This window comes from Kitasatospora cystarginea (genome assembly GCF_039533515.1).
GTDB lineage: Bacteria > Actinomycetota > Actinomycetes > Streptomycetales > Streptomycetaceae > Kitasatospora > Kitasatospora cystarginea.
In genome coordinates, this window is the sequence record NZ_BAAATR010000015.1 from 166066 (window position 1) to 178253 (window position 12188).

The following is a 12188-nucleotide window of genomic DNA, read 5'->3' on the forward strand; positions in this document are numbered from 1 at the left end:
GGATCAGTCCTCCTGGTTGCGGGTTGGGGTGTCACCGGTGGCCTCGGCGAGCCTGGCGGCCAGGATCGGTCCGATCTGGGCCAGCGAGCCGGGCTGGGTCATCCGGTCGTGCCGGGTGGTGATCTCGTGCGATTCGATCCGGCCGGCGACGTACGGGCGCCAGGTCCCGGGCCCGGCATTGTCCTCGGCACGGTCGATCGTGGAGTTGAAGAGCAGCAGGTCTCCCTCGAACCTGCCGGGGACGAAGTCGACTGCCAGCTTCGCGTTGTTGATCATGATGTGGACGATGACCTCGATCTGCCGCTCCGTCAGGCCGGCCAGCGCACTGCCCCGCTCGCGCAGGACCTCGGCGACCTCGCCGTAGGTCAGCGGCCGATCGCCCAGCTCGTCCGGGTCGACGTCGAGCACACCGACGAGCACGTCCCGCTCGGTCGGAACGGGCATCTCCTCGAACACCACGTCCTTCACCGGGTAGGCGTCGAGGATCGCGAGCAGCGCGGTCCGCTCGCCGCGTGCCTGCAGCTCGCACGCGATCGCGTGGGCGATCAGCCCGCCGGCGGACCAGCCGAGCAGCAGGTACGGACCCTCCGGCTGGATCTTGCGGATCTGGTCGGTGTAGTCGGCCGCCATCTCCTCGAAGGACGTCGGCCGGGGTTCGGGCCGGCCGAGGCCGCGCGCCTGGATCGCGTAGACCGGGTACTCCGGGCCGACGTGGTTCAGCAGGCCGGAGTACGACCAGCTGATGCCGCCGCCGGGGTGGATGCAGAACAGCGGTGTACCGGTCCCGGTCGTGCGCAGCGGCAGCACCACGTCCAGCGCGTCGTCGGGATCGTTCATGACCAGGCGTTCCGTGAGCCCGGCCACGGTCGGCGCCTCGAACAGCGTGCGCAGGCCCACCTCGACGCCGAGGGTCGCGCGGACGCGGGAGACCAGGCGGGCGGCCAGCAGCGAGTGCCCGCCCAGGTCGAAGAAGCTGTCGTCGATGCGCACCTGCTGCCGACCGAGGACCTCGGCGAACAGGTCGCACAGCAGCTGCTCCTGCGGCGTCCGGGGGCCGCGGCCGGTGCCCGTCGTGCCGTACTCGGGGGCCGGCAGGGCGCCCCGGTCCAGCTTGCCGTTGGCGGTCAGCGGCAGCACGTCCAGGGTGACGAACGCCGACGGCACCATGTACTCGGGCAGCTCGCGGCGCAGCCGCTCGGACAGCTCGCCCGACTCGGGAGCGCCCTCGGGTGCGGGCACCAGATAGGCGACCAGCCGCTTGTCGCCCGGCTGGTCCTCGCGGGCGACGACGGCCGCCTGGGCGACACCCGGGCAGCTCGCGAGCACGGCCTCGATCTCTCCGGGCTCGATCCGCAGGCCCCGCAGCTTGACCTGGTGGTCGGCGCGGCCGGCGAACTCCAGCGTGCCGTCGGCCAGCCACCATGCCAGGTCACCGGTGCGGTACATCCGGCTTCCGGGCGGCCCGTACGGGTCGGCGGTGAAGCGCTCCGCAGTCAGGCCGGGCCGGCCGAAGTAGCCCCGGGCCACGCCCACTCCGGCGAGGTACAGCTCGCCGACCAGGCCCATCGGCACCGGCCGCAGTTGGTCGTCGAGCACGTAGGCACGCATGTTCGCCATCGGCCCGCCGATCGGCACGGTCGCGGCGTGCTCGGGGAGGGTGCGCACCGAGTGGCAGGTGGCCAGGGTCGTGGCCTCGGTGGGCCCGTAGCCGTTGACCACCTCGATGCCGGGGCAGGCCGCCAGAACCCGGGCGACGGCGGCCGGGGAGACCACGTCACCGCCGGTCCACACCTCGCGCACCCCGGCGAGAAGGCCTGGCCGTTCCTCGGCGACCAGACGGAACAGGCCGGCCGTCAGCCACAGGCCGGTCACCCCGTGCGCGGTGACCGTGTGCTGGAGCAGGTCGAGGTCGAGGCGCTCGGGCGGTGCGACCACGACCCGGCCGCCGCTGAGCAGCGGCACCCACAGCTCGTAGGTCGAGAGGTCGAAGGCGGTCGGGGAGTGCATCAGCACCCGCTCGTGCCCGCCGCCGTGCCATTCGGGGGTGAGCGCGAGGCCCACGACGTCGCGGTGGGTGACGGCCACGCCCTTCGGCCGCCCGGTCGAGCCGGAGGTGTACATGATGTACGCCAACTGCCCTTGGTCACAACGGACTTCCACGTCCGAGGTATTCGGCTCACCCTGGATCAGCGCGGTCAGAACGTCCTCGGTGAGCACCAGCGCGGCTTCGGTCTCCCGGAGGATCAGGTCGATGCGGGACGAGGGGAAGCGCGAGTCGAGCGGGACGTAGGCGCCGCCCGCCTTGATGATCGCCAGGATCGCCACGACCAGCTCCGCCGAGCGGTCCAGCATGACCGCGACCGGAGTCTCCGGCCGCACGCCCTGACGGATCAGCGCCCGCGCGAGGCGGTTGGCCCGCAGGTCGAGTTCCCGGTAGGTCAGTTCGGTGCCGTCCGCGACGACGGCGACCGCGTCCGGGGTGGCCCGCACCTGGCGGGCGAACAGCTCCGGCACCGCAGCCTCGGGCAGCTCGGCGGCGGTGTCGTTGAACTCGCCGAGCAGCCGGTGGCGTTCCTCGCCCGACAGGATGTCGATCCGGCTGATCGGCCGGTCGGGGTCGGCGACTGCTGCGCGCAGCAGCCGTGCCCAGCGCTCGAACAGCAGCTCCACGGTGGGCGCATCGAACAGGTCGGTGGCGTACTCCACCGCGCCGACCAGGCCGTCCGGGCCGCCGTCTGGGCGGAACTGCTCGGCCAGGCTGAACGTCAGGTCGACCCGCGCTGTGCCGGTTGGCGCCTCCAAGTGGCCGGTCTCCAGCCCCGGCAGCGCGAACTCGCCGAGCGGCGCGTTCTGCAGGGCCAGCATGATCTGGAACAGCGGGTGGTGCGCCAGCGACCGCACCGGGTTGACCACCTCGACCAGGTACTCGAACGGCACGTCCTGGTGGTCGTACGCGGTGAGCGCCTTCTGCCGCACCCGACCGAGCAGGTCGGCGAAGCCGGGGTCGCCGCTGGTGTCGGTGCGCAGCACCAGGGTGTTGACGAAGAACCCGACGAGCTCGTCCAGGGCCTGGTCGGTACGGCCGGCGATCGGGCTCCCGATCGGGATGTCCGTACCGGCGCCGAGCCGGGTGAGCAGCGCGGCGAGGCCGGCCTGGAGCACCATGAACATGCTGGCGCCGCGCGTGGTGGCCAGGTCCCGCAGCGCCTGGTGCAGTTCGGCGTCCAGCCGGACCACCACCCGGCCGCCCAGCTGGGAGGCCACCGGCGGCCGGGGCCGGTCGACGGGCAGCTGCACCTGCTGCGGAATTCCCGCCAACTCGTCCTTCCAGTAGGCAAGTTGACTGGCAAACAGGCTGTCCGGGTCGGCGGCGTCGCCGAGCAGGTCGCGTTGCCAGCCGGTGTAGTCGGCGTACTGCACCGGCAGCGGGGACCACCGCGGCTCCTCGCCCCGGCAGCGCGCCGCGTAGGCCGCCGCGAGGTCGCCGGAGAGCGGGCCCATCGACCAGCCGTCGGCGGCGATGTGGTGCACCACGACCAGCAGCACGTGCCGGTCGGGCGCGAGCGCGTACAGCTCCGCCCGGACCGGCGGCTCGGCGGCCAGGTCGAACCCGCGCCGGGCCGCCTCCGCCAGCCGCTCGGCCAGCCGGCTCTCGTCGAGCTCGACCACCGGCAGCGCCGGGTGCGCCTGTGCGGCGCTCAGCACGACCTGGTACGGCACACCGTCCGTCTCGCGGAAGACCGTTCGCAGGCTCTCGTGCCGGGCGACCACGTCCGCGAGCGCGGCGTGCAGGGCCGACCGGTCGAGGCCGCCGGTCAGGCTCAGCGCGAAGGGCATGTTGTAGGTGGCGCTCGGCCCGTCCATCCGGTGCAGGAACCACAGGCGGCGCTGGGCGAAGGACAGCGGCACCCGTTCGGGTCGCGGCCGGGCGGTCAGCGCGGGCCGCGCCGTTCCGAAGCCGTCGAGGCGGGCCGCCAGAGCGGCCACGGTCGGGGTCTCGAACAGACTCCGGACTTCCAGCTCCGCGCCGAGGGTCGCCCGGACCCGGGCGGCCAGGCGGGTCGCCAGCAGCGAGTGCCCGCCCAGGTCGAAGAAGCTGTCCTCGACACCGACCTGTGCCAGTCCTAGCACCTCGGCGTACAGCTCGGCGAGGAGTTGCTCCTGCGGGGTGCGCGGCGCCCGCCCGGCTCCGGCCGAGCCGAAGTCGGGAGCGGGCAGCGCGCGGCGGTCGAGCTTGCCGCTGGCCGTCAGCGGCAGCGCCTCCAGCGCCACGAGCGCCGACGGGATCAGGTAGTCGGGCAGCCGCCCGCGCAGCCAGTCGCGGAGTTCGCCGATGAGGGCACCGGTGCCCCGGCTGCCGGTCGGGTGGTTGGTCAGCGACGACAGCGCCCTGCCTGCACCCCGGGCCGGCCGGTACGGCTCGACCGGGAAGCCGTGAAGCGCCCGCGGGTCGGCGAAGACCACGTCCACGGCGTCGGCCGCGGTGGCCGACCAGGTGACGCCCACCCAGCAGTCGAGTTCCCGCCCCAGGGCGTGGAAGTCGTCCGGGTCGGGGAGGTCGCTCTTCTCCGGGGCGTGCAGCCGTTCCAGCAGCTCGGCGAGCGACCCGTCCCCGTTCTGCACCGCCCGGGCCAGGGCGGACTCCCGCACCACGCGGCGGTTCGGCACCCCGGTGATCCGCAGCACGTCCGCGTGCGGCCGGGCGAGCAGCTCGCCCAGCTCGGCCAGATCGGCGACCTGCCGACCCCACTCCAGCTCGACGCGCCGGCTCGGGGCCGCCGGGGTGACCGGCGGCTTGTGCAGGGTGACGTCGTAGCGGTAGCGGGTCAGCTCATTGTGGTGCCGACCGCGCTTGACCTCCACGGCCACCGCGCCGATGTCCGTGCCGCGCCCCCGCAGGACGGCGAAGAAGTCCGGGTCGACCAGGAGCTCCTTCTCCACCCTGACGGCCTGCTCCACCGCGCGGCGCACCGCGGTGAGGTCGGCGCCGTCGCCGATCCGGTGCAGCTGGACGGCGGTGGCCAGCGGGCGCAGCAGCCGCAGGTTGCGTACGTCGCCGACGAAGAGCGCGCCGCCGGGGGCGAGCAGGCCCATCAGCCGGTTGATCACGTCCGCGAGGTAGTCGGCGGACGGGAAGTACTGGACCACCGAGTTGATCACGATGGTGTCGAACTCCCCGGCGGGCAGCCCGTCGGTGTCGTGCGCCGGGCGGGTCTGCAGCACGACGCGCCCGGCCAGGTCCTGCTGCCGGGCCACCTGCGCGGTCAGCGCGTCGATCGCGGTGGCGGAGAAGTCGGTCGCCCAGTAGCTCTCGCAGTGCGGAGCGATCTGCGAGAGCAGCAGACCGGTGCCGACACCGACTTCCAGCACCCGACGGGGGCGCAGGGCCAGGATGCGCTCCACGGTGGCGTCCCGCCACTCCCGCATCTGCTCGACGGGGATCGGGCTCGCGTCGTAACTGCTGTTCCAGCCGACGAAGTTCTGCCCGAAGGCGGTTTCCTCGGGAGCGATGGGCAGGGCGTCGTAGATGTCCTGCCACTCGCCCACGTGATCCGCTTCGAGGCCGCTGTCGCGGGCCGCGTCCTGGCGCGGGACGACGTAGCCGACGAGCCGGTCGTCCTGGGCGAGGACGGCGGCCCGGGCGACGGCCGGGTGCTCGGCCAACACCGCCTCGACCTCGCCGGGCTCGACCCGGAAGCCTCGGACCTTCACCTGGTCGTCGGCGCGGCCGAGGTACTCCAGCTGGCCGTCGTTGCGCCAGCGCACCAGGTCGCCGGTGCGGTACATGCGCTCACCGGCCCAGAACGGGCAGGCGACGAACCGTCCGGCCGTCAGGCCCGGCCGGTTCAGGTAGCCGCGCGCCAGACCCGCGCCCGCGACGTACAGCTCCCCCGCCACCCCCGGCGGCACCGGCCCCAGTTGCCCGTCCAGTACGTACACCCGGGTGTTGGCGATCGGACGGCCGATCGGTGGTGCACCCGCCCCCGGGGACAGCGGGTCGCTCATGGTCGCGCACACCGTGGTCTCGGTCGGGCCGTACGCGTTGATCATCCGCCGGCCCGGTGCCCAGCGTTCCACCAGCTCCGGCGGACATGCCTCCCCCGCCACCACCAGCGTCGACACGGTCACCGAGCCCTCCGGCACGGCAGCGAGGACGGACGGGGGAACGGTCACATGGGTGACCTTGAGGCCCGAGTCGGTCAGCGCGGCAAGCGGCTCGGCCGCAGGAGGCAGCACCAGGGCCGCGCCGCGCAGCAGGGCGGTGTAGATCTCGGACACCGAGGCGTCGAAGCTGGGCGAGGCGAACTGGAGCACCCGGCTTTCGGGTTCGATCGCGAAGCGCTCGATCTGTCCGGCGACCAGACTCGCCACACCGCCGTGGCCGACCACGACGCCCTTGGGGCGGCCGGTCGAACCCGAGGTGAAGATCACGTAGGCGGGCTGCCGGACGTCGAGCGCGACGACGGGGTCGGTCTCCGGCCATGGGGACACCTCGGTCACCAGCGCCGGGTCGTCGACCATCAGTGCCGGCTGGGCGTCCGCCAGCATGAACGCGATCCGCGACTGCGGGTACGCCGGGTCCACCGGCAGGTAGGCGGCCCCGGCTTTCAGCACACCGAGGACGGCCACCACTGACTCCACCGAACGCGGCAGCGCCACGGCTACGATCTGCTCCGGCCCCACGCCCCGGGCGATCAGTGAGTGCGCGAACCGGTTCGCCCAGGCATTCAACTGACTGTACGTCAACTCGACATCGCCGCACACCAGCGCGACCGCGTCCGGTGTCGCCGCCACCTGTGCCGCGAACGCCTGCGGCACCGGGGCGGCCGCCACCTCACGGGCGGTCGCGTTGCCCCGTTCCAGCAGCCGGTGCCGCTCGTCTGCGTCGAGGAGGTCGATCCCGCCGATCGACTGGTCCGGGTCGGCGGTGACCGCCTCCAGGAGGAGCGTCCAGCGCCTGGCGAGGGCGGTGACCGTCGAGCGGTCGAACAGGTCGGTGGCGTACTCCACCGCGCCGACGATCCCGGCCGGGCTGCCGTCCGGACCGAACTGCTCGGCGAGGCTCACACCCAGGTCGAACTTGGCGGTTCCGGTGGCCACCGCGTAGGTGGCGACGTCCAGCCCGGGCAGCGAGAACCGGCCCATCGGAGCGTTCTGCACGGCCAGGATGGTCTGGAACAGCGGGTGGTGCGACAGCGACCGGGACGGGTTCAGCACCTCCACCAGGTGCTCGAACGGCACGTCCTGGTGCGCGTACGCCGACAGCGCCGTCTCCCGCACCCGGTCCAGCAACTCCGCGAAACTCGGATCGCCACTCGTGTCCGTCCGCAGCACCAACGTGTTCACGAAGAACCCGACCAGATCGTCCAACGCCTCGTCGGTACGCCCCGCGATCGGACTCCCGATCGCGATGTCCGTCCCCGCGCCCAACCGCGTGTACAGCGCCGCCAACGCCGCCTGCAGCACCATGAACAGACTGGTGCCGGTGCGCCGCGCCAACTCCGCCAGGGCGGCGTGCAGTTCGGGGCTCAGCTCCAGGCCGACGTGATCCCCGCGCCAGCCGGCGACGGCCGGCCGCGGCCGGTCGGCGGGCAACTGGACCAGCTCCGGCAGGTCGGACAGCTGCCGCTTCCAGTAGTCGAGCTGCTCGGCGAACCGGCTCTGGGGGTCGGCGGCGTCGCCGAGCAGGTCGCGCTGCCACAGCGTGTAGTCGGCGTACTGCACCGGCAGGTCCGGCCAGCTCGGCGCGCGGCCCTCGCTCCGGGCGGCGTAGGCCTCGGCCAGGTCTCGGGCCAGCGGACCGGTGGACCAGCCGTCACCGGCGATGTGGTGCATGACCAGCAGCAGCACGTGCTCGTCCGGCGCGACCGCGAACAGCCCCGCCCGCAGCGGCACTTGCGCCGCCAGGTCGAAGGGCCGCCGGGCGAACTCGGCGAGCCGCTCCGGCAGTTCGGCCTCCGACACCTCGGCCAGCCGGGCCCGGGGCCGGGCCGCAGCCGGGTCCAGGACGCGCTGGCACGGGACGCCGTCGACCTCCGGGAACACCGTCCGCAGGCTCTCGTGCCGGGCCACCACATCGGCCAGCGCCTCGTCCAGCGCGGCCCGGTCGAGCGTCCCGGTCAGTTGGAGCGCCAGCGGGATGTGGTACGTCGCGGCGGCGCCGTCCATGCGGTGCAGGAACCAGAGCCGGCGCTGGGCGAAGGACAGCGGCACCGCCTCCAGCCGCTCCCGCACGGTCAGCGCCGGGCGGACGCGGTCGGCCCCGGCCAACGCCGCAGCCAGGCCCGCCACGGTGGGCGCCTGGAAGAGCGCGCGCAGCCCCAGCTCCACACCGAGCACCGAGCGAACCCGGGCAGCCAGCCGGGTGGCGAGCAGGGAGTGCCCGCCCAGGTCGAAGAAGTCGTCGTCGACCCCGACCCCCGGCAGGCCCAGCACCTCGGCGAACAGCTCACACAGGATCTGCTCCTGCGGCGTGCGCGGCGCCCGGACCGTCGCCCTGGACGCCGTCTCGAGCGCGGGCAGCGCCGCCCGGTCCAGCTTCCCGTTCGGCGTCAGCGGCAACGCGTCCAACAGCACGAACGCCGACGGCACCAGATAGTCCGGCAGCCGCTCGCGCAGGTACGCCGCCAGCTCCGCCGGACGGACGGCCTCGTCGGGACGGGCCGCCGCGTAGCCGACGAGCCTGTCGTCCTGGGCGAGGACGGCAGCCCGGGCGACGGCCGGGTGCTCGGCCAACACCGCCTCGACCTCGCCGGGCTCGATGCGGAAGCCTCGGACCTTCACCTGCTGGTCCGCGCGGCCGACGTACTCCAGCTCGCCGTCGGCCCGGCGCCGCGCCACGTCGCCGGTGCGGTACATCCGCGCGCCCGCCGGCCCGTACGGGTTGGCGACGAAGCGCGCGGCCGTGAGCCCGGGCCGGTTCAGGTAGCCGCGGGCCAGCCCCGGGCCGGCGACGTACAGCTCCCCTGCCACCCCCGGCGGCACGACGCGCAGCTGCTCGTCGAGCACGTACACCCGGAAGCCCGCGACCGGTCGGCCGATCGGCGGCACACCGGACCCCGGCGACAGCGGTTCGCTCATGGTCGCGCACACCGTGGTCTCGGTCGGACCGTACGCGTTGATCATCCGCCGCCCGGGCGCCCAGCGTGCCACCAGCTCCGCCGCACAGGCCTCACCCGCCACCACCAGCGTGGCGGCCGTGAGTTCGGCACCGTCCAGCGCGGCCAGGGCCGAGGGCGGGAGCGTCACATGGGTGACGGAGAGTCGGCGGTCCGTCAGGGCCTCCAGCGGCGCCTCTGCCGGGGCCAGGACGAGGGTGGCGCCGGTGAGCAGGGCGCTGCAGAGGTCCCAGAACGACGCGTCGAAGCTGGGCGAGGCGAACTGGAGGACCCGGCTGCCCGGCACCACGCCGAGCCGCTCGACCTGCGCCGCCACCAGGCCCGACACACCGGCGTGGCTGACCACGACGCCCTTGGGCCGGCCGGTCGAACCCGATGTGTAGATCACGTACGCCGGATGCCGGACGTCGAGCGCGATCTTCGGATCGGTGTCCGGCCAGTCATCCTCAGCCACCAGCGCCGGGTCGTCGATCACCACCGTCGGCCGCGCGTCCTCCAGCATGAACGTGATCCGCGACTCCGGGTACGCCGGATCCACCGGCAGATAAGCGGCTCCCGCCTTCAGGACGCCGAGGATGGCCACCACGGACTCCACCGACCGCGGCAACGCCACCGCCACGACCTGCTCCGGACCGACTCCCCGCGCGATCAGCGCATGCGCGAACCGGTTCGCCCAGGCATCGAGCTGACGATAGGTCACTTCGGTTTCGCCGCCGACCAGAGCGACGGTCTCCGGCGTCGCCGCTACCTGCGCCGCGAACATCTCCAGTGGGCTCACCGCGGCCACCCCGCCCTCAACGGAAGGAAGCAGCTCGCTGCGCTCCTCGGCGGACAGCAGGTCGATCCCGCCGATCGGCCGGTCGGGCGCGACAGCGACCGCGGCCAGCAGCCTGGTCCACCGGGCGACCAGGGCCTCGACCGTCGGGCGGTCGAACAGGTCGGTGCTGTACTCGACGGCACCGCTGATTCCGGCCGGCGCGCCGTCAGTACCGCGTTCCTCCGCAAGACCGAAGGTCAGGTCGAGCCGCGAGGTCCCGGTGGGCACGGTCACCCCGGAGACCCGGAGGCCGGGGAGGTCGAAGTCGCCGCCCGGAGCGTTCTGCACGACCAGCCCGGTCTGGAACAGCGGGTGGTGCGACAGCGACCGGGACGGGTTCAGCACCTCCACCAGGTGCTCGAACGGCACGTCCTGGTGCGCGTACGCCGACAGCGCCGTCTCCCGCACCCGCCCCAACAACTCCGCGAAACTCGGATCGCCACTCGTGTCCGTCCGCAGCACCAACGTGTTCACGAAGAACCCGACCAGATCGTCCAACGCCTCGTCGGTACGCCCCGCGATCGGACTCCCGATCGCGATGTCCGTCCCCGCGCCCAACCGCGTGTACAGCGCCACCAACGCCGCCAGCAGCACCATGAACAAACTTGCACCCGACCTCCTGGCCAACTCCACTAGAGCGGCGTGCAGTTCAGCGTCGATCCGGAGTTCCAGCAGGTCGCCGCCGTACGACATGGCGGCCGGGCGCGGCCGGTCGACGGGCAGCCGCAGCTGCTCGGGCAGCCCGGACAACTCCTCGCTCCAGTAGGCGACCTGGCGGGCAAACACGCTGTCCGCGTCGCGCTCGTCGCCGAGGATCTCGTGCTGCCACAGGGTGTAGTCGCCGTACGTCACCGGCAGCGGCGGCCACGCGGGCGCCCCGCCGCCACGCCGGGTGGCGTACGCGGTGGCGAGGTCGCGGGCCAGTGGGCCCATGGACCAGCCGTCACCGGCGATGTGGTGCATGACGACCAGCAGCACGTGCTCATCCGGGGCGAGCGTGAACAGCTCGGCCCTGAGCGGCACTTCGGTCTCCAGGTCGAATCCTCGCACCGCCGCCTCCCGCAGCAGCACCGGCAGCTCCGCCTCAACCGAGTGACGTACCGTCAGCTCGATGGTGACCTCGGCGGCGTCCAGCACCCGCTGGCGCGGGACACCCGCGGTGTGCGGGAACACCGTTCGCAGCGTCTCATGGCGGGCCACCACGTCCGCCAGCGCCGCCCCCAGCGCCCCCTGGTGGAGGTCGCCGGACAGCCGCAGGGCCAACGGCATGTGGTACGTGGCGCTGGGCGTCCCGAACTGCTGCAGGAACCACAGACGGCGCTGCGCGAACGACAGCGGCATCGGCTCCAGGCGCGGCCTGGGCAGCAGCGCCTTCCGCGCGGTGCCGGCGTCGTGCAGCTGGGCCGTGAGCGCGGCCGGCGTGGGTGTCCGGAACAGACTGCGCAGCTCCAGCTCGACCCCGAGGGTCGCCCGCACCCGCGACACCAGCCGGGTCGCCAGCAGCGAGTGCCCGCCCAGCTCGAAGAAGCCGTCGTCGACGCCCACCTGGGGCAGCCCGAGCACCTCGGCGAACAGCTCACACAGGATCTGCTCCTGCGGGGTGTGCGGCGCACGGCCCGTCCCCGCGCTCCCGGTGTCGGGCGCGGGCAGCGCCGCCCGGTCCAGCTTCCCGTTCGGCGTCAGCGGCAACGCGTCCAACAGCACGAACGCCGACGGCACCAGATAGTCCGGCATCCGCTCGCGCAGGTACGCCGCCAGCTCCGCCGCCGTCGGCCCGCTCCCGGCCAAGGGCACGACGTACGCGACGATCCGGGTCTCCCCCGGCCGGTCCTCGCGGGCGAGCACCGCGACCTGGGCCACGCCCTGGTGCGCGGCCAGCTCCGCCTCGATCTCGCCCGGCTCGATCCGGAAGCCGCGGACCTTCACCTGGTGGTCCACCCGGCCAGCGAACTCCAGCTCCCCGTCGGCCCGCCAGCGGACAAGGTCACCCGTGCGATACATCCGGGAGCCCGCCGGGCCGAACGGACACGCCACGAACCGCTGCGCGCTCAGTCCGGGCCGGTTCAGATAGCCGCGGGCCAGCGCCGCCCCGGCCAGGTACAGCTCACCCGTCACTCCCGGGGCGACCGGCCGCAGGGCCGAATCCAGCACATAAACCTGGCAGTTGGCGATCGGACGGCCGATGGGTACCGGCAGCGGGCAGTCGGCGGGGTCGGTCGGCAGCGGGTAGGCGGTGACCACATGGGTCTCGG

The 12188-nt window shown here is 73.3% G+C and carries 1 protein-coding gene; it reads right to left on the bottom strand.

What is annotated here, in order from left to right; all coding sequences use genetic code 11:
- Positions 1 to 3 precede the first annotated feature (3 nt).
- Positions 4 to 12188: amino acid adenylation domain-containing protein (locus ABD369_RS18770; protein WP_425557658.1), on the bottom strand; the 12185-nt coding region annotated here is incomplete at its 5' end.